Below are 21,086 nucleotides of genomic sequence, written 5' to 3' on the forward strand. Positions count from 1 at the left end.
GAATAAGAGCGCCGATCCTCGCACGACCCTCACCCGCCCGCTTCGCGGGCACCCTCTCCCGGGGCGGGAGAGGGATATGTCGCTCACTTCGCGGGGGTCACCTTCTGCGCCAGCGTGTACTGGTCGGCGCGCGGTTCGTAGCTCAGCCCCTTCTTCATCGCCCAGACCGTCACTTCGTAATGCAGCGGGATGATGATGTCGGCGTCCACCGCCCGCTTCACCGCGGCCTGGAGCAGCTTCTCCCGCTTCGCGTCGTCCACGGTCGCCAGCGCGGTGTCCAGCATTCCGTCCAGCTCCGGGTCGGAGTAGCTGGTGTAGTTGGTGGTGCCGTAGCCCTTCTCCTTGATCGGCGTGGCGATCAGCGCCTTCAGCGGCGACGACATCTCGCCCGAATCGGCGCCCCAGCCGGCCAGGAAGACGCTGTATTCCTGCTTGTTGCGCTTGGAGAAGAAGACGTTGGCGGTGGTCGCGTCGACCTGGGTCTGCACGCCGATGCGGGTGAACATCTGGGCGACCGCCTGGGCCACCTTGTCGTCGTTGATGTAGCGGTCGTTCGGCGTGCCGAGCGTGAGCTGGAAGCCCTTCGGGTAGCCGGCCTCGGCCAGGAGCTGCTTGGCCTTGTTGGCGTCGGTGGCGACCGTGACCTCCGGGTTGTTGCCGTAGAAGCCGGCGGGGAGATACTGGTTCGCCGGTTCCGCCACGCCCATCATGATGCGCTTCACGATGGCGTCGCGGTCCACCGCCAGCGACAGCGCCTTGCGCACCTTCGGGTCCTTCAGCGGATTCTTGCCATCGGTGCCGGTGATGGTCGGCGGGGTGTCCTGCACACCCAGCGCCAGATAGATCACACGGTTCGACTGGGCCTGGGCCAAGGAGGCGTTGGGGGCGGATTTCAGCCGCTCGATGTCCTGCACCGGGGGCGATTCGATGATGTCGACGTCGCCGGCGAGCAGGGCGGCGACGCGCGGTCCGTCGCTGGTGATCGGGCGGAAGACCACCGTGTCCCAGGCGGCCTGCGGCCCCCAGTAGTCGGGGTTGCGCTCCAGCACCTGCCGGTCGCCCTTGGTGTAGGACTTGTGCTTGAACGGCCCGGTGCCGATCATCAGCGAGCCGTCGTTGAAAGCCTGCGTGGTCGGCCAGGAGTCGGCCTTGCAGCCCGCCTTGTCGAAGGTCACCGCCTCGCCGCCCGCCGCCTTGGCGGAGATGATGCCGAAGGTCGACAGCTCCACCGGCAGCAGCGGGTAGGGCTTGCCGGTCTTGATGATGAGGGTGTGCGGGTCCGGCGCCTCGATCCCCGCGATGCCCTTGGTGTAGACGGTGAAGGAGGACGGGCTGTTGGCGACGTTCGGGATGCGGCAGACCGAGTAAATGAAGTCCTGCGCGGTGAACTCGGTGCCGTCGTGGAACTTCACGCCCTTGCGCAGCTTGAATTCCCAGGTGGTTTCGTCGACGGCGCGCCAGCTTTCCGCCAGTTCGGGCTGGAGCCGCATCTTGGCGTCCATGCTGACCAGCGATTCGAACACATGCTTGCGGGCGCGCGTGTTGGGGCCGAGGTTGTGGTAGTGCGGATCAAGCGCGCTCGGCTCCGCCGAGGTGCCCACCGTCAGGGTCGCCGCCTGCGATGGCGTTGGGGCCGCGGCCAGCAGGGCCAGGCAGGCCGCCGCCGGCAGGAGTGGTTTGACGATTCCGGAACGCAGCACATCCGCAAGGCGCCGATCACGCCAATGCCGATCACGTAAGGCCATCCCTCGTCCCCCTGATTGTACGTTTGAATTGTACCCGTGAAGCAGGCTCCCAGCCCTTGGACCGCGGATGTTGCGGCCCGATTCTTGTCGTTCGGCTCGCCGCGCGTGGGGCGGCGGCGCGTATGTGTTCAACGATCAGAGCTTGAAACCATTGATCTGTCAACAGGGTCCGGTCTTCTGACCTATCCGGTTTTTCCCGATGGAAAGCTTTGGCAAACGGCTCCGGACGGGGCAGGATCGGTACACCCGAAAACGCCAACGAAGAGAGCGAGGGGATTAGAGATGAAGACCTGCCAATCCTTCTACATCGGCGGTGCCTGGACCGAACCCGCGGCGGGCGCCACCGTGATGGAGGTGTTGAACCCGGCGACGGAGCAGGTGTCGGGCACCGTGGCGCTCGGCGGGCCGGAGGACGCGCAGCGCGCGGTGGCGGCGGCCCATGCCGCCTTCGACGGCTTTTCCCGCACCCCCCTGAACGAGCGGCTGGAACTGCTGGCTGCCGTCTGCGCGCTCTTCGAGAAGCGCATGGACGAGGTGGCCGACGCCATCACCGAGGAGATGGGCGCGCCCCTGGCGGCGCTGTCCAAGCCGGCGCAGGCCTTCATGGGTCTGGCCCATTTCAAGACGGCGCTTGAGGCCGCCCGCGAGTACCCGTTCGAGCGGACCCGCGGCACCACCCGCATCCTGCGCGAGCCGGTCGGCGTCTGCGCGATGATCACGCCGTGGAACTGGCCGATCAACCAGATCGCCTGCAAGGTCGCCCCGGCGCTCGCCACCGGCTGCACGATGGTGCTGAAGCCCAGCGAGTTCGCCCCCTATTCGGCTTGGATCTTCGCCGAGATCCTGCACGAGGCCGGCGTTCCGGCGGGCGTCTTCAACATGTTCTACGGCGACGGCGCGGTGGTCGGCCCGGTGCTGGCCTCGCACCCGCTGGTCGACATGGTGTCGCTGACCGGCTCCACCCGCGCCGGGGCGTCGGTCTCCCACAACGCCGCCGACAGCATCAAGCGCGTGTCGCTGGAGCTGGGCGGCAAGTCCGCCAACATCATCTGCGAGAGCGCCGACCTGACCAAGGCGGTGACCCACGGCGTGCGGTCGATGATGTCCAACACCGGGCAGAGCTGCAACGCGCCGTCGCGGATGTACGTCCCAGCCTCCCGCCTGGACGAGGCGGAGACGATCGCCGCCCAGGTCTGCGCCCGTCTGGTGGTGGGCGACCCGCGCGGCGACCGCACCGGCGTCGGCCCCATCGCCAACCAGCGCCAGTACGAGCGGGTGCAGCGCCTGATCCAGGCCGGCATCGAGGAGGGCGCCTCCCTGCTGTGCGGCGGCCCTGGCCGTCCGGAGGGGCTGGAGCGTGGCTTCTACGCCAAGCCCACCGTCTTCAGCCGCGCCACCGACACCATGACCATCATGCGCGAGGAAATCTTCGGCCCGGTCCTGACCATCCGCCCCTACGAGGACCTGGAGGAGGCGATCCGCAGCGCCAACGACTCGCTCTACGGCCTGTCCGGCTACGTCTACGCCGGCACGGTGGACGAGGCGCGGGCGGTGGCGAAGCGTCTGCGCACCGGCATGGTGCATCTGAACGGCGCCTCCATCGACCTCGCGGCGCCCTTCGGCGGCTACAAGCAGTCGGGCATCGGCCGCGAATGGGGCGAGGTCGGTTTCGAGGAGTTCCTGGAGACCAAGTCCGTCTACGGCAGCGAGCCGGCGGCGTAAGAACGTTCAATCAGCGGTGGAAATTCCCTCTCCCGACCCGGGAGAGGGTGCCCGCGCAAGCGGGCGGGTGAGGGTCGTGCGAGAATCAGTGCGATGATCCTTGGCCGAACCCTCACCCTCCCGCCACTGCGTGGCGGGTCCCTCCCTCTCCCGGGACGGGAGAGGGCTATGCCTCCGCGGTCTTGGCGGCGGCGACGAACGCCTTCGCGTCGGCCTTGCCCAGCCCGTTGAAGAACAGGTTCAACAGGACCGCCGCGATCGTGCCCAGCAGGATGCCGCTGTGCAGGAGCGGCGACAGGAAGGGTGGCATCTTCTGGAAGATCTTGTCGGCCACGAGCGGCACCATGCCCAGGCTGATGCTGATGGCGACGACGTAGATGTTGCCGCGGTTGGTCGTGTAATCGACCTTCGCCAGGATTTTGATGCCGGTCGCCGCGACCATGCCGAACATCACCAGCCCGGCCCCGCCCAGCACGTAGGTGGGAACGGAGGCGACGACGTGTGCGAGCTTCGGGAACAGGCCGAAGGCGACCAGGATGACGCCGCCCGCCACACAGACCCAGCGGCTGCGCACCCCGGTGATTCCGACCAGCCCGACATTCTGCGAGAAGGAGGTGTAGGGGAAGGTGTTGAAGACGCCGCCGATCAGCGTGCCCAGACCGTCCGTGCGCAGGCCGCGGGTCAGCTGCTCCGGCGTCACCGGGCGGCCGACCATCTCGCCCACCGCCAGGAACATGCCGGTGGATTCGATCATCACGACGATCATCACCAGCGACATGGTCAGGATCGACCAGAACTCGAACACCGGCATGCCGAACTGGAGCGGGTAGATGACGTCCACCCACTTGGCCTGTCCCACCCCGTCGAAGCTGACCAGCCCCAGAACCATGGTCAGGACGAAGCCCGCGACGATGCCCAGCAGGACCGAGATGTTCGCCCAGAAACCCTTGGCGTATTTGGTCACCAGCAGAATCACCGCCAGCACGAACAGCGCGATGCCGAGATAGAGCGGGTCGCCGAAATTCGGGTTTCCGGCCCCGCCGCCGGCCCAGGTGATGCCCACCCGCATCAGCGAGATGCCGATGATGGCGATCACCGTGCCCGTCACCACCGGAGGGAACAGCGGCAGCAGGCGCCCGACCAGCGGGGCGGCCAGCGTGGCGAAGATCCCGGCCCCGATCACCGCGCCGTAGATGCCCAACAGCCCCAGCGACGGGTTCCCCGCCATGGCGACCATCGGCCCGACCGCGGCGAAGGTGACGCCCATCATCACCGGCAGGCGGATGCCGAACTTCCAGACGCCCAGCGTCTGGATCAGCGTGACGATGCCGCAGGCGAACAGGTCGGCGTTGATGAGCAGGGCGATCTGGTCCTTGGGCAGCTTCAACGCGCCGCCGATGATGAGCGGCACGGCGATGGCCCCCGCGTACATCACCATCACATGCTGCATCCCCAGCGCCAGCAGGCGCAGCAGCGGCAGCTTCTCGTCAACCGGATGGGGTGCGGTTGAGGTTTCCACCGACGACATGATCCATGACCTCCGCGAATGAACAGGCGCGAAGTGCATGGCCCGTGCCACAACCGGCGGGGCGGAGAAATAGTGCGCGGCCCGCCCGGATGTGCCGCGAAAGGCGGCGGCGCTCGGGCGGGATGCGCAATCCATGGGCAGATCCATATCCCCTCTCCCCTCTGCTCACGCGCAAACGAAGTTTGCGCTGACGCGGCAGGGGGGGCTTCGGGCCGCCGAAAGCAGGGAGAGGGTTAGGGTGAGGGGGGTGCGCTTGTGCCGGACTTTCCGCCATGCGCAACCCCCTCACCGGCCCTTACGGGCCACCCTCTCCCCGGAGGGGAGAGGGCTACTTCGCCGGTATGTGTCGGGCGTTCGCTCAGGGCCGCGCGCTCGACAGCGGTTGCGCCGCTTCCGCCACCACCGCCTTGCGGACGGGCAGGCCGGCGCCGCGCAGGGCTTCGGTGATGCGGTCGCCGTGGCCCTCGTCCTCCACCTCGATCAGCAGGGCGACCTCTGCGGACTTGACGGAGAAGGCGCCGAACAGGCGCTGGTGCTGCACGTCGATGATGTTGCCGCCGCACTCCGCCACGATGCGGGTCACCTGGGCCAGCGCGCCGGGCTGGTCGGCCACGTCGATGTCAAGGTTGAGCAGACGCCCGTCGCGGGCGAAGCCGCGCATCAGCACGTTGGCGAGCGTGCGCGTGTCGATGTTGCCGCCCGACACGATCAGGCCGACCCGCTTGCCGCGGAAGCGCTCGGGGTGGAAGAGCAGGGCGGCCAGTCCGGCGGCCCCGGCGCCCTCCGCGACGGTCTTCTCCACCTCGATCAGCATGGCGATGGCGCGCTCGATCACCGCTTCGGGCACCAGCACCACGTCGCAGCCGTTCTGCCTCAGGATGTCGATGGGCCGGTCGCCGACGTCGCGCACGGCGATGCCCTCCGCCACGGTCGGACCGCCGACCTTGACCGGCTGCCCGGCGAGGCGCTGCGCCGCGGCGGGGTAGGTCTCGACCTCCACCCCGACGACCTCCAGGCCGGGCCGCAGCGCGCGGGCGGCGACCGCGGCCCCGGCGGCCAGCCCGCCGCCGCCCACCGGGATGGCCAGCGCGTCGAGGTCCGGCACCTCCGCCAGCATCTCCAGCACCACGGTGCCCTGGCCGGCGATCACCGCGTCGTCGTCGTAGGGATGGACGAAGACCAGCCCGTCCCGCTTGGCGAGGTCGTGGGCGAAGGCCGCGGCCTCGGCCAGGGAATCGCCCTCCAGGATGACGGTGGCGCCGTGGTAGCGCGTGCGCTTGACCTTCACGAAGGGGGTGAAGCGCGGCATGACGATGGTCGCCGCGATGCCCAGCCGCTTCGCGTGGTAGGCCACGGCCTGGGCGTGGTTGCCGGCGGACATGGCGATCACCCCGGCCTGCCGCTCCTCCGGCGTCAAGTGCAGCAGCCGGTTCGCCGCCCCGCGCTCCTTGAAGGAGGCGGTGAACTGGAGGTTCTCCAGCTTGACCCAGACCTCGGCGCCGGTGATCTGCGACAGGGTTTCCGAACGCAGGAAGGGCGTGCGGCTGATGCGCCCGGCCAGCCGTTCGGCGGCGGCGTGAATGTCGTCGATGGTGACCGGCATGTTCCTGTGCTTCCTCTACGAACCGCCCTTCCCAGGCGCGCTGGAGACCGCACCGTACAGGTCCGCGCGGCGGTCCGCCAGATGCGTGCCGACCCGGCGCAGGGCGGGGTCCAGATCGACGGTCAGCAAAGCCTCGCCGTCGCCGGCCCGTGCCAGCACCGATCCGTCCGGCCCCGCCACGCTGCTCAGGCCGCAGTAGTGCAATGTCCCCTCCCGCCCGCAGCGGTTGGCGTAGGCGACGAAGATGCCGTTCTCGAAAGCGCGGGCCGGGACGATGGTGGTGGCGACGATCTCGTAGGGCGCCATCAGCGCGGTCGGCACCAGCAGCGCGTCCACCCCGGCCAGCGCGTGGCGGCGCACCAGTTCCGGGAACTCCACGTCGTAGCAGATGGCCACGCCCACCCGCATCCCGCCGACCTCCGCGGTCGGGAAGGCGTCGCCGCCCGGCGCGAAGGAGCCGCGGTCGAGATCGCCGTAGAGATGGGTCTTGCGCTGGTTCAGCAGGGACCGACCGTCCGCCCCGATCAGTTGCGCGGCGTTGTGGACGGCGCCGTCCTCCCCCCGCTCCGGATAGCCGTAGAGGAGGGCGATGCCGTGCCGCCGGGCGATGTCCGCGACCCGCGCGGCCATCGGTCCGTCCGCCGGCTCGGCCAGGGCACGGACCGCCTCGGCGCCGATGTCGTAGCCGGTCAGGCCCATTTCCGGCCCGATCAGCAGGGTGGAGCCGCGCCCCGCCGCCTCCGCCGCCGCCCGCTCCAGACGGTCGAGGTTGCGGTGCGGGGCACCGGGCTCCGCGTCCGCCTGGAACAGGGTCAGCCGCATGAGGTCAGCCTTGCTTCTGGCGGTTGGCGAGGGCGCGCACCGACAGGCAGAGGATTTCGAACAGCATCTGCGCGCCGGCGTGGGCGGTGTTGGTCGTCGCGTCGTACTGCGGCGCCACCTCCACCACGTCGCCGCCGATGATGTCCAACCCGTCCAGCCCGCGCAGGATCGCCAACGCCTCCCGCGTGGTCAGGCCGCCGACCTCCGGGGTGCCGGTGCCGGGGGCGAAGACCGGGTCCAGGCAATCCACGTCGAAGGAGACGTAGACCGGCCCGTCGCCCACCACCTTGCGCGCCGTCTCGATGACGCTGGCGATGCCGCGCTCCGGGATGTCTTCCGCGTGGATCACGGTCATCCCGCTGTCGTAGGAGAACTCCCACAGATACTCGGTGCTGCCGCGGATGCCGATCTGCACCGTGCGCTCCGGGTCCAGCACGCCGTCCAGGACCGCCTGCCGGAAGGGGCCGCCATGGTGGAACTTGGCGCCCTCGTAGGGGCCGCCGGTGTCGCAATGGGCGTCGAAATGGATCATGCCCACCGGACGCTCGCGGCCCAGCGCCTTCAGGATCGAATAGGTGATGGAATGGTCGCCGCCCACCGACAGCGGAACGACGCCCGCGTCCATCACGCGGTTGTAGAAGGCCAGGATGTCGCCGTGGCAGGCCTCCAGGCTGAAGCGGCTGGACAGCGGCACGTCGCCCACGTCGGCGAGTTTGCAGGAGGCCGCCGGGACCATGCGCAGGGCGTGCTCGTAGGGGCCGATGCGCTCCATCCCGCGCACGGCGCGCGGGCCGAGGCGGGCGCCGGCCCGGTTGGTGACGCCCAGGTCCATCGGCACGCCGATCAGCGCGATGTCCAGCCCACCGAAGTCCGCGGCCTCCGCCGCGTCGGGGCGGTAGGGGGCGTCGAGCAGGGTGGACACCCCGGCGAAGGGCTGCACCCGCTTGCCGCCGGAGAACTGGAGGGCGGCCACCCGCTTGAACTCCGGATCGTGGAAGTCGTCGCCGCCGGAGCCGCTGTACTTCGTACGCAAACGATCAAGCTTCTGAGGGTCGATCATCGTCCGGATCTCTTTGAAAAAGGAAGGGGTTGTCGGTCGTCGTTGGACGTCAGTCGTTCTTGGCCCAGGCGCCGAGAAGGCGGGGCAGGTCGCCGAACCACGCGATCAGCCCGAAGACCAGGGCGGTCAGCGACACGAACAGCACCGTCACGGCGGCCATGGTCGGCGTGTAGCCGTAACGGAGCGCGTTGAAGATCTTGATGGGCAGTGTTTCCAGCGTGAAGCCGACCACCATGTACGCCACGATGTACTCGTTCAGCGACAGCACGAAGGCGAAGGCGAAGCCGGAGATCACGTAGGGCCGCACCAGCGGCATCACCACCGTGCGCAGCACCGTGCGGTCGTCCGCCCCCATGGTCGCCGCCGCCTCGACGTAGGAGCGGTCCACCGCGCCGAAGCCCAGCGACAGCGTGACCAACGGCAGCGTCACGAAGAACACCGCGTGGCTGACCACCACCGTCCAGGGTGACCCGTATTCCCCCACCGCCGCCCAGAAGCTGAGGAAGCCCAGCGCGGTGATGACCGGCGGCAGGATGAAGGGCGTCATGCCCAGCACCTCGAACGCCCGCGCCCAGGGGGCGCGCCAGCGCCACAGGAACCAGGCCAGCGGGAAGGCGATCAGCACCGCCAGCGCCGCCGACAGGGTGGCGACGACGAGGCTGGTGATCAGCGCGCCGCGCCAGCCGGGATCGGTGAAGACCTCCGCGTACCAGGCGAGCGAAAAACCCTGCGGCGGGAAGATCAGCGATTTCTTCTCGTTCACCGAGACGCCGGCCACCACCAGGATGGGGGCGGCCAGGACCAGGGCGATCAGGCCGGCAGCCAATGAGTTCAGCGTGCGCATCAGCATCAGGCCGTCTCCTCCCGCCGCCCGGCGAGCAGCGCCAGCCCGACGAGGGCGAGGCTGACCAGCACCAGGAAGACGGCCATGGCCGCCGCGAAGGGCATGTTGGACTGGTAGATCGCCTGATCGGTGATGAGCACAGACAGCGTCCAATGCTGGGGCCGTCCCAGAAGCTGCGGCAGCAGGTAGGAGCCGAGCGCGAAGACGAACACCATGATCGTGGTCGCCACGATGGTGTTGCGCAGCCCCGGCACCACCACCGTGAAAAAGGCGCGCAGCGGCGAGGAACCGAGCGTGCGTGCCGCCTCCTCCAGATAGGGATCGAGGCGGGCGAGCGCCGGGTAGAGCACCAGCACCGTGTAGGGGAAGGCCTGATAGACCAGCCCGGCCAGCAGTGCGCCGAAGCTGGGGCTGAGCGATTGCGGTTCGGCCATCAGGCCCAGCGCCACGAACAGGTTGGTGATGCCCGCGGTGCGCGACAGCAGGGTGGACCAGGCGAAGCCGATGATGACTTCCGACAGCGACAGGATCGACAGCAGGAAGACCAGCCAGCGGATCTGCGCGCCGCGCGGCAGTTTGACCAGCCGGTAGGTGAAGGGGAAGGCGATGCCCACCGACAACACCGCGACCAGCGCCGCCAGCCCCAGCGAGAAGGACATCACCCCGCCGAAGAAGGCGGTCAGGAAGCGCTCGTAGTTGGCGAAGACGAGGTCCGGCTCGTAAAAGCCGCCAGGAACGCGCCGGAAGACGCTGACCGCGATCATCAGGCTGAAGGGGATGACGAAGAAAACGACCAGCATCAGCGCCGGGAAGAGGATCGGCGCGTGCTCGGCCAGACCACGGGGCGCGCGGCGGATCATTGCGGGCGCTCCGCCATTGGCGGCAGCACGACGCAGGCCGCCGGCGGGAACTCCACCGACAGGGCGCCACCGGGGGCGACCGGCGGGCGGTCCTGCGGTCGCGACAGCGCGACGATCTCCCGCCCGGCAACATCGATGCGGAACTCCACGCTGGCGCCGAGGTCGCGCATGAAGGACAGCGTGCCGGTCAGCCGGTTCGGCCCGTCCGTCCCGGCGGGATGGACGACCACGTCCTCTGGGCGGACGGACAGCAGGACGCGGCCCGTCGGCGGCAGGTCGGGGAGATGGAGGGTGCCGCCGGGCACGATGGCGGTGCCTGGGGCGGTGACCTCGCCCTCCAGCAGGTTGGTCATGCCGATGAAGTCGGCGACGAAGGCGTCGGCGGGCTGGCGGTAGACCTCCATCGGCGGGGCGGCCTGATGGATGCGGCCCTGCGACATCACCACCACCAAGTCGGCCATGGTCATCGCCTCCCGCTGGTCGTGGGTGACGACGATGGTGGTGATGCCCAGCCGCTGCTGAAGCTGCTTCAGCTCGATCTGCATGGCCTCGCGCAGCTTGGCGTCGAGCGCCGACAGCGGCTCGTCCAGCAGGAACAGCTTGGGCGACAGGGCCAGCGCGCGGGCGATGGCGACGCGCTGCCGCTGCCCGCCCGACAGCTTGGAGACGGGCCGGTCGGCGACGCCGGGCAGGCGCACCAGCTCCAGCAACTCCTCAGCGCGCTTGCGCTGCTCGGCCTTCGAGGCACCGCGGATGCGCAGGGGGTAGGCGATGTTCTCGCCCGCCGTCAGGTGCGGGAAAAGGGCCAGCGACTGGAACACCATGCCGAATTCCCGCGTGTGGGCGGGGGCCGTGGTGATGTCGCGCCCGTCGATGACCAGCCGTCCGCCGGAGGGGTCCTCCAGCCCGGCGATCATGCGCAGGAGCGTCGTCTTCCCGCAGCCGGACGGGCCGAGCAGGCAGACAAATTGCCCGTGCGGGATGCGCAGCGACGCGCCGTGCACCGCCGTCACGGGACCGTATCGTTTGGTGAGACCGTCGAGGACAAGGGCTGACATGGATCGGACTTTTTGGCTGTCGTTCACAACGGGCTCTGTCCCCTCGCCCCTCTGGGGAGAGGGTCAGGGTGAGGGGGCGCCCGCCAGGGCGTCCACGCAGCCTCCTTGCAGTGCGTGGTCGGCCTGCGGCCGCCCCCTCATCCCATACCCTTCTCCCCGCTCTCGGCGGCCAAAGGCCGCCTGTCGCCGACAGCGCCCGCGAGCGGGCGCGAAAGGGAGGGGAGAAGGGCCTTCACTCAACCCACGATCATTTCCGTCCACTTCTGGTTCAGCCAGTCGGACTTGCTCGTGTACAGGTCGTAGCGCGGGATGATCGGCGCGATGTCGGAGGACACGGCGGCGAACTCCTGGTCCGTCAGGTCGGTCAGCTTGCGGTCGATGGTCGGGGCGGTGCCGACCTTGCGCGACAGCAGGGCCTGGATCGACGGCTGGCACATGTAGTCCACGAAGACATGCGCGAGATCGCCGGCCTTGGACGCGCGGGTGACCGCCCAGCTTCCCGAGTCGAGGATGCCGCCCTCCTTCGGGAAGGTCGAGCGCACCGGCTGCCCGTCCGCGGCGGCGAGGCCGGTCACGTCGTGGTAGTACTGGCCCATCGGGATCTCGCCGGACTTCAGCGAGGCCTCGAACTGCGCCTCGTCGCGGTACCAGAGCTTCACGTTGGACTTCAGTTCCGCCAGCTTCTTGAAGCAGTCGAGCTGCCCCTGCTCGCTGTCCAGGTGCTTGGTGCCGCCGAAGAAGGTCGCCGCCGTGACTTCCAGCAGGAAGCTGTTGCTGACCAGCGCCAGCAGGCCGAGCTTGTCCTTGTTCGCCGGGTCCCACAGCGCCGCCCAGCTGTCCGGGGCCTGCGGGTAGCTCTTGGTGTTCGTGACCAGCGTGATGTACCAGGACACCGCGCCGATGCCGCTGACCTTGCCGTCCGGATATTTGTTGACGAGGTGGGGGACGACCTTGGCGGCGTTGGGAATCTTCGACAGGTCGAAGGGCGCCCACAGCTCCGCCGAGGCCCCCTTCAGCATCGCCACCTGGGACATCATCGAGACGTCGGCGGGCGCCTGACGGGCGCGGGCCGCCTGTTCGAGTTGGACCAGCCACGCCTCGCCGGTCGGCTCGGCGATGGCCTCCACCGTGATGCCGGTGGCCTTGGAGAATTCCGGGAAGATGTGCTTTTCGAAGGATTCCTTGAAGTAGCCGCCGTAGACGCCGACCTTCAGCGTCTTGGACTGGGCGCGGACGATGTTTGGAAAGCCGATGGCGGCCGCCGTGGCCAGCGTGCCCGCTCCGGCCAGAACGGCGCGCCGGCTGATGCCGCCGGCCAAAGCGGCGTGAAGTCCCTGCTTACCCGTCGTCTCGTTCATGGATGCGACCTTTCCTTGCGGACGAGCTTATCTGTTCGTGAGGCCAGCATTGCGGCCTGCGATCATTAGACCCCCGGCGCCGTTGCTCGAAAATCAGAAAGTTTTGTATCTTACTTCGATCCGGGCCGAAGTATCGGTGGGCCGGACCCATCGGGCGGGGCAGGGGAGGGCAGGCGTCGTGGCGATGATTCAGCTTGAAACCGTGGATCTGCGCCTGTTGCGGTTGTTCATGACCATCGTCGAGGCCGGCGGATTCAGTGCGGCGCAGAGCGAACTGAACCTGTCGCTGTCCACCATCTCCACCCATTTCGCCGATCTTGAGACGCGGCTGGGCCTGCGGCTGTGCCGGCGGGGGCGGTCGGGATTCCAGCTCACCCCGGAGGGGCAGGCGGTCTATGACGAGGCGCGGCGGGTGTTCGATACGCTGGAGAGGTTCCGCGGGCGGGTGCGCGGCCTGCGCGAGCGGCTGACCGGCACGCTGGCGGTCGGGCTGGTGGACAACACGCTGACCGACCCGCGCGCCCCGCTGGAGCGCGTCTTCGCCCGCTTCACCGAGGCGGCGCCTGAGGTCTCGCTGATCATCAACGTGCGCCCGCCGAACGAGCTTCTGCGCGACGTCATCGTCGGGCAACTCCAACTCGCCATTGCGAGCTTTCCGCGCATCGTGCCCAGCCTGTCCTACCAGGACCTCTACAACGAGACGATCCACTTCTGCGTGGCGGACGGGCACCCGCTGTTCACCCTGCCGGACGAGGCCATCGACCTGGACGAGATCCGCCGCTACCGGCTGGTCGCGCGGAGCTATTGGGGGTCGCGCGATCTGAAGATCTTCGCCATTTCAACGCCAAAGGCGACCGTCAGCGACATGGAGGGAGCGGCGCGGCTGATCCTGTCCGGGGCTTACGCCGGCTACCTGCCGGATCATTACGCCGCCCCCTATGTCAAGGCCGGGCGGCTGCGGGTGCTGCTGCCCAAGGTCCTGTCCTATCAGGCGCCGTTCCAGGTGGCCTTCGATGCCAACCGTTCCAAAAGCCCGGTCGTGGACCTGTTCATCGCCCTGACCCGCGAGGAGATGACCGCGCCGGAGTTCCGAAGCGCTCCCGTCGTCCGACCGGCCTGACCATGCTTCGATGCCGCGAGATGGGCGGCGAGATGTAAAGCAGCCTTGACAGTGGCGAGGCGTCGTATGTAAAGCTTCCTTGTCATTGGGTGGCATGGAAGGGGCGGAGGATGTTCAGCATCAAGCGCTACGGCATCGAATTGTCCGGGGCTCTGGCTCTCTACGCGGCGCTTCTGCTCGGTGCCAACGCGGCGGACCAGTTGCTCCAACCGGAAGGCACGATGAAAATGGCGATTGCGATTCTGCCGATCCTCGGCACGGTCGCCGTCGCCTGGACAGTCTTGCGGGGGCTGCGGCGAATGGACGAGCTTCAGCGCCGCATTCAGTTTGATGCGATCGTCCTGTCCTTCACTGGAACGGCCCTGGCGACTTTCGCCTGGGGGTTTGCGGAAGGTGCCGGCGCGCCGGAACTGCGGGCCTTCCATGTCTGGCCGCTCATGGCGGTGCTGTGGGTCGTCGGGGTGTGTGTCGCCCGGTGGCGCTACCGATGAGAAACGCAGTGAAAGACATCCGCACGGCCCGCGGCTGGAGCCAGAGTGAGCTGGCGGAGCGCCTTCAGGTGTCCCGCCAGACCGTCAATTCGATCGAGAACGGGCGTTACGACCCCAGCCTTCCGCTGGCCTTCGCCATCGCCCGGACGTTCGGCCTGACCATCGAGGAGATCTTCTTTCCCTGAAAGATGACCGGTACGGAATCCGCCGGTTCCGTCAGATGTGATACTCCGGCTCCGGCACCGTCTGGTCCATGGCGAGCGCCGGTACCGTGTCGCGGCACCAGCCGACGATCCGCGCCGGGACGCCGACCACAGTGGCGCAGGGCGGCACGTCCTTCAGCACCACGCTGCCGGCCCCGACCTTGGCGCGGCTGCCGATCTCGATGTTGCCGAGGATCTTGGCCCCGGCGGACAGCAGGACACCGTCGCGCACCTTCGGGTGGCGGTCGCCATGCTCCTTGCCGGTGCCGCCGAGCGTGACCTCCTGAAGGATCGACACGTCGTTGCCGACCACCGCGGTCTCACCGATCACCACGCCGGTGCCGTGGTCGATGAACACGCCGCGCCCGACCGGAACCGCCGGATGGATGTCCACCGCGAACACCTCCGACACCCGGCTCTGCAGGAAATGGGCGAGGTCGTGCCGCTCACGCCGCCACAGCCAGTGGCCGATGCGGTGCCATTCCAGCGCGTGGAAGCCCTTGTAGTAGAGGAAGGGCGTCAGGCAGTTGTCGGCCGCCGGGTCGCGCGTGCAGATCGCCTGGAGGTCGGAGCAGGCCTCCTCCACGATGCAGGGCGCGTCGGCGACCGCCGAGCGCACGAGCATCGCGAGCTGGTCCGCGGAGATGTAGGAATCGCCCAGCTTGCGCGCCAGCAGGCTGCCCAGCGCCGATGGGAAGTCGTGGTGCAGCAGGATGGCGGTGTCGATGAAGGGGCGCAGCCACGGTTCCTTGACGACGACGCTCTCCGCCTCGGCGCGCAGCATCGCCCACATGCCGTCCACGCCTTCCAGAAGAGAGGATTCCGGACGGTCCAGTTCCTTGAGGCTCTGGTCCTTGAGTCCCTGTTCCTTGAGGCAAGGGGCAACGATGTGATTCATGGCACAGATGTCCTGGTGTTCCCGACCGGTCCGGCCGCCGGTCCGGTCATGGGGCCTTCAACAGGCCGGACGGAAGCCTAGCACGCAGCTTTCCGGAAAGGGAGCCATGACTTGGGAAATGAAGGGTCACCACGAATTTTATACATTTCCACATTGTGAAAAAGCATCTCCTCCATGGGGCAAACTGTGCAGCGGCTTTCGAGCCACGATGTTTTCCATAAGATGCCTTATGGGATTTCTGTGCTCACGGCACAGAGAAGACATCACGACATACACCCGGCACTGCATCAGTGCATCTGCCTGCCGTCATCCGGGGTTCGGCCCGCCCCTGCCGGTGGACCGGAAGACGACGAACTCATGCCTATGACGGCCCGCCGGTTCGGCTTGCGGCCGGTTCGGGCCGGTCGGCGCGCGCCATGGCGTCCACAAAATGGCCCATGGCCAGTTTCATGTCGTTGAAGACCGTGCCCTGCGACACGCCGAGATGGACGGCAATCTGAGGATAGGACATGCCTTCGATCCGGTTCAGAAGCCACACCTGACGGGCCCGCGCCGGCAAGCGGTCCAGAGCATCCATGAAGCACGAGTACCGCTCGCGGTGCAGCAGGCGCTCTTCCGCTGATGGGGTCTCCGACGCGATGCGCAGCGCTTCCGCGGTGTCCGCCGGACCAGCCTCGAACCGCTCCTGGGTCCGGCAGCGCCGGAGATGGTCCAGCGCGAGATTGTGGACCGTCCGGTGGAGGAAAGCTCCGATGTTGTCGATGGGCCCCCTCTCCACGGCCTTGCAGGCGCGCAGGTAGCTTTCCTGCAGCAGATCCTCGGCGACCTGAAGATCGCGCACGATCTTCATCGCGCACCCGAACAACGAGCGGCGGTGATCGAGATAGATCGCAATGAGGCTTGCGGACATGATAGCCCTGTCGGTCACGGCTGCGGAGGGGGCACCACCGAGGTCGGTGCGACATCGGCGGCCTTGCAATCCTGAAATTGATAATGATTCTCAATTTCAGATGTCAAGCCGGTTGGCCGGGAGCGGGAGCGATCACCATCTGCGGTTTGCGAAATCTGCGGTTTGCGAATTGTGACCCGGTGAGCGATGAAACGTCTCAACTGTACGTGAGTCCGGTCAGGGAAGAGTGGAAGACCAAGCGTGGAGCAGGACAAGCCAAACAGCCGACAGGATGCCGGGGCCTATCGGCATGCGGACCCGATCATGGACGAGGCGCTCACCTGGTTCGTGACGCTTCTCGACGCACCCGCCGATCCGGACACCCGAGCCGCCTATCAGGCATGGCGGAGCCGCGACCCGCGCCACGCCGCGGCGTTCGACCGCTTGTCGGCGCTTGGAGCCATGCCCGAGTTGCAGGCGGCGACGCTCGCCCATCAGCCACAGGCGGCCCTTCCCCCCGTCCGCTCTTCCGGCCAGACGGCGGTTGCCCGCTCCAGGATGAGGCGGCGGTCCGGTTGGGTCGGCGGATGGCGGGCCTCGCTGGCCGCCGCCGCGCTGCTGCTGGCCATTGGCGTTCATCTCCAGCCCATGCTGACGCTCCGCCTGACCGCCGACCACCGCACCGCGACCGGGGAGCGTCGGGAGATCGCCCTGCCCGACCGGTCCCGGCTGATCCTCGACACCGATTCGGCGGTCGCGCTCGATTTCGCCGAGGGCCGGCGCCACGTCCGGCTGCTGCGGGGGCAGGCCTACTTCGATGTGGTCAGCGACCCCGCCCACCCCTTCCGCGTCACCGCCGGCTTCAGCGAGGTGGTGGTGACCGGAACCGCCTTCACCGTGCAGTCGGACGGCGGACGGGATGCCGTCTTCCTGGAGCGCGGGCGGGTGTCGGTCAGCCGGCGGGAGCCGCCGGGACAAACCGTGGCCCTCGTTCCGGGTGACCGGGTGACGGCGACCGCGGACAGCCTGTCGGCGCCCGCCCGCCCGGATCCGGCGGTCGCCCTGGCCTGGAAGGACGGGCGCTATGTGTTTCATGACCAGCCCTTTGCCGCGGTCGTCGACACCATCCGGCGCTACCACACCGCCCCTGTCATCCTGATCGGCGACCGGCTGGCCGGTGCGCGGGTCAGCGGAAACTACCGGCTGGACGATCCCGCCGCGGCGATCCGCTCTCTGGCCGACGTCGTGGGCGCGCGTGTGACCGAGCTTCCTGCCGGGATCATGCTGGTCCGATGAATCCGGCTTCGATCGGCCCGGCTTCGATCGGCTTTGTCCTTTTTCCAAGACTTTTTTTGTGAGACGCCGCAGCTCCGCGCGTCTGCCGAAAAGAGGGGCGCGATCCATACACCGGTAATCACGCCCCCGCCACCAGCGCAGACGGGAGTTGTGAGGAATGGAAGGCCGGACGGTTTCGACAGGCAAGCTTATGGAATGCGCGCGGGGAACCGCCGCCCGGCATTTGGTCATGGCCCTGATGGCGACGACCGCCCTCGGCGGTGTCCTGGCCCTCCCCTCCCCGTCCCTGGCCCAGCAGGCCGCACCCGCTGCGCCCGCCGCGCAGACGATGGCCTTCGCGCTGCCGGCACAGCCCCTGCCCGCGGCGCTCGACACCTTCGCGCGCCAGACCGGCTGGCAGATCGGCTACGCCGCCGATCTGGCCGCCGGGCGCAGCTCCCGCCCAGTGTCGGGCAGCATGACGCCAGCCCAGGCGCTCGACACGCTGCTGTCCGGGACGGGCGTCGGCTACCGCATGACCGGCACCGGCTCCGCGACGCTGGTTCCGGCCCCGACCGGCGATGTCACGATGCTGGCGCCGGTGTCGGTCACCGCCTCGACCGGTGCCGGCAGCGGAAGTGGCAACATCACGATCACCAAGGAGGATCTGGATCGCAAGAATCCCACCGACCTCCGTGACGTTTTCTCCGGCGAGCCGACGATCCGCGTGGGCAGCTCCGTGCCGATGTCGCAGAAGGTCTATGTGAACGGCGTGGAGGAAACGAATCTGGCGGTCACCATCGACGGCAGCCGCCAGAACAACAAGGTGTTCCACCACAACGGCACCACGCTGATCGACCCGGCGCTGCTGAAGGTGGCGCGCGTGGACGCCGGCGTCGCCCCCGCCGACGCCGGGCCGGGCGCGCTCGCCGGCTCCATCGCCTATGAGACGAAGGACGCCAGCGACTTCCTGGCAAGCGACGGCATCGGCGCCTTCGGCAAGACCACCTTCAACACGAACGGCTCCGGCCTGACCACCAACCTCGCCGGCTTCGGGCGCCATCAGGGTCTGGAGGCGCTGGGGACCGTGACCTACGGCAAGGGCGGCAAGTACACGGCGGGCAACGGGCGCAAGGTGGACGGCACCGAGACGGACATAGTCAGCGGCCTCGGCAAGGCGGCTGTGCAGACGGAGAGCGGCCACCGCTTCCAAGCCAGCTACGAGCGGGTCTACGACGACGCGCCGCGGCCCTTCCGCGCGAACATCGGGTCCCTCGCCGGGCGTCCGGCCTGGGAGCCGCGCGTGCGCGACTACACGCTCGACCGGCAGAACATGGTCTTCACCTACACCGACGCCCTGCCGACGGAGCTGTGGAACCCCAAGCTGCTGCTCGCCTACGGCCGCACCGACGTGGAGACTCCGATCTTCACCCGTCCGCTCGGCAGCAGCACCGTGCCGGTGAGCTACCCGGGCAAAGGGGCGACCAGCTCCTTCAACGGCAAGCTGGAGAACACCTTCGGCTTCCGGATCGGCACCTTTACGACGGGCACGGACTTCTACGTGGACCGCGCCAACTACCGGGACCGGACGATGTCCGCGACCGAGAGAGCGCGCAACAATGGCTTGTACGGTCAGGCCCGGCTGGAACCCATGGAGCGGCTGCGCCTGTCCTTCGGCCTGCGCGGCGACCGCCAGACCTTCGAGGGAACGAGCGGGCGGGAATGGACCAACCATGGCCTCAGCCACAACATCTCGGGCGAGTTCGACCTGCTGCCCCGCTACCTGACCGCCAAGGCCGGCGTGTCCCGTGGCTGGGGCGGCGTCCAACTGGCCGAGAACTACATCATGAACCCGGCCTGGAATTACGGCGCCGGTCCGCGCCCGGTGACGGCCTACAACAGCACCGCCGGGCTGGAGGCCCGCTACGAGGGCTTCACCGCGGAAGGCCGGATCTTCCGGACCAAGCTGGACGACGCCCGCGCCGCACGCTTCGCCGCCGCAAGCGCCAACCTCGCCCGCGACGTGCGGTCGGAAGGGTATGAGCTGGGTCTCGGCTACGCCTGGACGAACGGCTTCATCCGCGCCAAATACGCCGACATCGACGTGACGATCGACGGGCTGCCCGCGGATTCCGACACCGGCACCTACCTCGCCACGCCGATCGGGCAGGTCTTCACTGTCGGTGGCGCCCACACCGTGCAGTCCTGGAACCTGACCTTCGGCGCCGACGTGGAGTTCGTGCTCGACTACGACAAGGTGCAGGCCGGGCAGCGGCCGCTGAAGGGCTATCAGACGGCCAATGTGTTCGTGGAGCACCGGCTGCCCGAGCACGCCAATCTGGCGCTGCGCCTCGACGTCCGCAACCTCTTCGACGAGACCTACGCCGACCGCGCCACCTATGGGCAGGAGTTCGGGACCGTCACCCCGCTCTACCAGCCGGGCCGGGCCTTCCTGCTGAGCGCCTCGGCGCAGTTCTGATCCCGCGCCGCGGCGGCTGCGGCAAGGTCATGGCCCAGGCGGGCCATGACCGGCGCCCAGTCGCCGGGCGAGTCCTGCCGGTAGAGGCGCATCGTCGGGTACCAGGGGCTGTCGTCGCGCCCGCGGAACCAGCGCCAGCAGGCGTCTGAGCGCGACAGCATCCACACCGGGCGCCCGATCGCCGCCGCGAGGTGGGCGACCGACGTGTCCACGGCGATGACGAGGTCGAGATGCGCCGCGATGGCCGCGGTGTCGGCAAAGTCGTTGACGCCCGCCATGGGGTCGATGAGCAGACCCGCCGCTACGGCCGCCCGCGCCTGCTCCGCCGCGTCCCCGACCTGGAGGCTGACAGACTCGACCCCCGGTATGGACAACAGCGGCTCCATCAGCGCGAAGGGCACGCTGCGTCGGCGGTCCATCGCGTGGGAGGTGGGGTCGTGGCGCCGCGGGTTGCCCGACCAGACGAACCCCACGCGCAACGGGCGTTCCCTAGCAAACTCTCCGACTTGGCTCCATCCGAGCCGCTCCGCCCAGGCCGCCACCAGATCGGGGGGCGGCGTGAGGTAGGATTTGCCGGAGGGAATCCCGTCGATGCGCGTGCCAAAGCGAAGGGGAGGCTCATCAGCGGGCAGCACAGGTCGAAATCCGGCAGTCCCGCCGCGTCGTCGCAGGTGGTCAGCCGGTCGACGCCCCGCACCGAGGCCAGCAGGCGGCGCAACTCCGGCTGAACGATCAGCAGCACCCGCGCGCCGCGGTCGGCCAGCAGCGGCGCGTAGCGGACGAATTGCAGGGTGTCGCCCAATCCCTGCTCGTAATAGAGAAGGATGGTCTTGCCGGCGATGTCCTCGCCCCGCCACACCGGCTTGCCGGACACCGCCGCGGACTGGCCGGTGTAGTCCCAGCGCTTTTCATAAAGCGCCAAGCCCTCTTCGAAATCGCCGAGCGCCAGCTTCAGCACCGCCAGTTCACAGACCGGATGCGGGTGGTCCGGGCGCAGGGCCTTGGCGGCCTCCAGCGCCGTTTCCGCCTCGTCCAGGCGCCCGGCCTGGTGGTGGTCAATGGCGACGCGTAGGCTTCCTCGATCGTTGCCATGCCCGGCGCCCCGCAATCAGCCCCCAGAACGGGAAGCTA

19 protein-coding genes are annotated in these 21,086 nt (G+C 68.4%); 6 read left to right on the forward strand and 13 right to left on the reverse strand.

What is annotated here, in order from left to right:
• Positions 1-83 precede the first annotated feature (83 nt).
• Positions 84-1,700 (reverse strand): ABC transporter substrate-binding protein, encoded by a 1,617-nt coding sequence (locus H0B54_RS16210; RefSeq protein ID WP_343068956.1) that lies wholly within the window; start codon positions 1,698-1,700, stop codon positions 84-86.
• Between the two features lie 327 nt (positions 1,701-2,027).
• Between H0B54_RS16210 and H0B54_RS16215 the strand changes: the two genes are divergently transcribed.
• On the forward strand, positions 2,028-3,467 hold the full coding sequence (locus H0B54_RS16215; protein WP_188261188.1) for an aldehyde dehydrogenase family protein: 1,440 nt from the start codon (positions 2,028-2,030) through the stop codon (positions 3,465-3,467).
• 166 nt (positions 3,468-3,633) lie between these two features.
• Here H0B54_RS16215 and H0B54_RS16220 read toward each other — a convergent pair whose 3' ends face one another.
• The 8 genes from H0B54_RS16220 to H0B54_RS16255 all read right to left on the reverse strand — a co-directional run bounded on the left by H0B54_RS16220 (position 3,634) and on the right by H0B54_RS16255 (position 12,600).
• Positions 3,634-4,995: a nucleobase:cation symporter-2 family protein gene (locus tag H0B54_RS16220; RefSeq protein WP_188261189.1), complete on the reverse strand. Its 1,362-nt coding sequence runs from the start codon at positions 4,993-4,995 to the stop codon at positions 3,634-3,636.
• Between the two features lie 358 nt (positions 4,996-5,353).
• A complete protein-coding gene (locus H0B54_RS16225) occupies positions 5,354-6,598 on the reverse strand; it encodes a threonine ammonia-lyase (protein ID WP_188261190.1) in 1,245 nt (414 codons plus the stop codon).
• A 15-nt stretch (positions 6,599-6,613) separates the two neighbouring features.
• Positions 6,614-7,420, reverse strand: a complete 807-nt coding sequence (locus tag H0B54_RS16230; protein WP_188261191.1) for a carbon-nitrogen hydrolase family protein — start codon at positions 7,418-7,420, stop codon at positions 6,614-6,616.
• Positions 7,421-7,424: 4 nt separating this feature from the next.
• Positions 7,425-8,480 (reverse strand): agmatinase, encoded by a 1,056-nt coding sequence (gene speB / locus H0B54_RS16235; RefSeq protein WP_188261192.1) that lies wholly within the window; start codon positions 8,478-8,480, stop codon positions 7,425-7,427.
• Positions 8,481-8,529: 49 nt separating this feature from the next.
• On the reverse strand, positions 8,530-9,330 hold the full coding sequence (locus H0B54_RS16240) for an ABC transporter permease (RefSeq protein ID WP_188261193.1): 801 nt from the start codon (positions 9,328-9,330) through the stop codon (positions 8,530-8,532).
• Positions 9,330-10,184: an ABC transporter permease gene (locus tag H0B54_RS16245; RefSeq protein ID WP_137107183.1), complete on the reverse strand. Its 855-nt coding sequence runs from the start codon at positions 10,182-10,184 to the stop codon at positions 9,330-9,332. The genes H0B54_RS16240 and H0B54_RS16245 overlap by 1 nt, the downstream gene beginning before the upstream one ends.
• Positions 10,181-11,242 (reverse strand): ABC transporter ATP-binding protein, encoded by a 1,062-nt coding sequence (locus tag H0B54_RS16250; RefSeq protein ID WP_188261194.1) that lies wholly within the window; start codon positions 11,240-11,242, stop codon positions 10,181-10,183. The genes H0B54_RS16245 and H0B54_RS16250 overlap by 4 nt, the downstream gene beginning before the upstream one ends.
• Positions 11,243-11,478: 236 nt before the next feature.
• On the reverse strand, positions 11,479-12,600 hold the full coding sequence (locus H0B54_RS16255; RefSeq protein WP_188261195.1) for an ABC transporter substrate-binding protein: 1,122 nt from the start codon (positions 12,598-12,600) through the stop codon (positions 11,479-11,481).
• Between the two features lie 184 nt (positions 12,601-12,784).
• Here H0B54_RS16255 and H0B54_RS16260 point away from each other — a divergent pair, with 184 nt between their 5' ends.
• The 3 genes from H0B54_RS16260 (at position 12,785) to H0B54_RS16270 (ending at position 14,396) form a co-directional block, all read left to right on the forward strand.
• Positions 12,785-13,720, forward strand: a complete 936-nt coding sequence (locus tag H0B54_RS16260; RefSeq protein ID WP_211109401.1) for a LysR family transcriptional regulator — start codon at positions 12,785-12,787, stop codon at positions 13,718-13,720.
• 110 nt (positions 13,721-13,830) lie between these two features.
• Positions 13,831-14,211 carry a hypothetical protein gene (locus H0B54_RS16265; RefSeq protein ID WP_188261197.1) on the forward strand — a complete coding sequence of 127 codons (381 nt, stop codon included), beginning with the start codon at positions 13,831-13,833 and terminating at the stop codon, positions 14,209-14,211.
• Positions 14,212-14,219: 8 nt separating this feature from the next.
• Positions 14,220-14,396, forward strand: coding sequence for a helix-turn-helix transcriptional regulator (locus H0B54_RS16270; protein WP_282184623.1), 177 nt, complete (start codon positions 14,220-14,222; stop codon positions 14,394-14,396).
• 31 nt (positions 14,397-14,427) lie between these two features.
• Here H0B54_RS16270 and cysE read toward each other — a convergent pair whose 3' ends face one another.
• Together cysE and H0B54_RS16280 are read right to left on the reverse strand one after the other, a co-directional pair.
• Positions 14,428-15,312, reverse strand: coding sequence for a serine O-acetyltransferase (cysE, locus tag H0B54_RS16275; protein ID WP_094304135.1), 885 nt, complete (start codon positions 15,310-15,312; stop codon positions 14,428-14,430).
• 361 nt (positions 15,313-15,673) lie between these two features.
• Positions 15,674-16,222, reverse strand: a complete 549-nt coding sequence (locus tag H0B54_RS16280) for an RNA polymerase sigma factor (protein ID WP_094304137.1) — start codon at positions 16,220-16,222, stop codon at positions 15,674-15,676.
• A 303-nt stretch (positions 16,223-16,525) separates the two neighbouring features.
• Here H0B54_RS16280 and H0B54_RS16285 point away from each other — a divergent pair, with 303 nt between their 5' ends.
• Complete coding sequence (locus H0B54_RS16285; protein WP_211109402.1) at positions 16,526-17,497, forward strand: FecR family protein; 972 nt, start codon at positions 16,526-16,528, stop codon at positions 17,495-17,497.
• A gap of 238 nt (positions 17,498-17,735) precedes the next feature.
• On the forward strand, positions 17,736-19,955 hold the full coding sequence (locus tag H0B54_RS16290) for a TonB-dependent receptor (RefSeq protein WP_246472557.1): 2,220 nt from the start codon (positions 17,736-17,738) through the stop codon (positions 19,953-19,955).
• On the opposite strand, the gene H0B54_RS16295 is transcribed toward H0B54_RS16290, so the two are convergent.
• Positions 19,907-20,356 carry a glycosyltransferase family 9 protein gene (locus tag H0B54_RS16295; RefSeq protein ID WP_211109403.1) on the reverse strand — a complete coding sequence of 150 codons (450 nt, stop codon included), beginning with the start codon at positions 20,354-20,356 and terminating at the stop codon, positions 19,907-19,909. The two genes, H0B54_RS16290 and H0B54_RS16295, sit on opposite strands and share 49 nt — an antisense overlap.
• A complete protein-coding gene (locus tag H0B54_RS16300) occupies positions 20,341-21,063 on the reverse strand; it encodes a tetratricopeptide repeat protein (RefSeq protein ID WP_188261201.1) in 723 nt (240 codons plus the stop codon). Before H0B54_RS16300 ends, H0B54_RS16295 begins: the two co-directional genes overlap by 16 nt.
• Positions 21,064-21,086 lie beyond the last annotated feature (23 nt).

Origin of the sequence: Azospirillum tabaci (assembly GCF_014596085.1) — a bacterium.
GTDB lineage: Bacteria > Pseudomonadota > Alphaproteobacteria > Azospirillales > Azospirillaceae > Azospirillum > Azospirillum tabaci.

Coding starts and splice junctions, on each gene's coding strand:
- H0B54_RS16215 (WP_188261188.1), top strand. CDS start 2,028: ATGAAGACCTGCCAATCCTTCTACATCGGCGGTGCCTGGACCGAACCC.
- H0B54_RS16220 (WP_188261189.1), bottom strand. CDS start 4,995: ATGTCGTCGGTGGAAACCTCAACCGCACCCCATCCGGTTGACGAGAAG.
- H0B54_RS16225 (WP_188261190.1), bottom strand. CDS start 6,598: ATGCCGGTCACCATCGACGACATTCACGCCGCCGCCGAACGGCTGGCC.
- H0B54_RS16230 (WP_188261191.1), bottom strand. CDS start 7,420: ATGCGGCTGACCCTGTTCCAGGCGGACGCGGAGCCCGGTGCCCCGCAC.
- speB (WP_188261192.1), bottom strand. CDS start 8,480: ATGATCGACCCTCAGAAGCTTGATCGTTTGCGTACGAAGTACAGCGGC.
- H0B54_RS16240 (WP_188261193.1), bottom strand. CDS start 9,330: ATGCTGATGCGCACGCTGAACTCATTGGCTGCCGGCCTGATCGCCCTG.
- H0B54_RS16245 (WP_137107183.1), bottom strand. CDS start 10,184: ATGATCCGCCGCGCGCCCCGTGGTCTGGCCGAGCACGCGCCGATCCTC.
- H0B54_RS16250 (WP_188261194.1), bottom strand. CDS start 11,242: ATGTCAGCCCTTGTCCTCGACGGTCTCACCAAACGATACGGTCCCGTG.
- H0B54_RS16255 (WP_188261195.1), bottom strand. CDS start 12,600: ATGAACGAGACGACGGGTAAGCAGGGACTTCACGCCGCTTTGGCCGGC.
- H0B54_RS16260 (WP_211109401.1), top strand. CDS start 12,785: ATGATTCAGCTTGAAACCGTGGATCTGCGCCTGTTGCGGTTGTTCATG.
- H0B54_RS16265 (WP_188261197.1), top strand. CDS start 13,831: ATGTTCAGCATCAAGCGCTACGGCATCGAATTGTCCGGGGCTCTGGCT.
- cysE (WP_094304135.1), bottom strand. CDS start 15,312: ATGAATCACATCGTTGCCCCTTGCCTCAAGGAACAGGGACTCAAGGAC.
- H0B54_RS16280 (WP_094304137.1), bottom strand. CDS start 16,222: ATGTCCGCAAGCCTCATTGCGATCTATCTCGATCACCGCCGCTCGTTG.
- H0B54_RS16285 (WP_211109402.1), top strand. CDS start 16,526: ATGGACGAGGCGCTCACCTGGTTCGTGACGCTTCTCGACGCACCCGCC.
- H0B54_RS16290 (WP_246472557.1), top strand. CDS start 17,736: ATGGCGACGACCGCCCTCGGCGGTGTCCTGGCCCTCCCCTCCCCGTCC.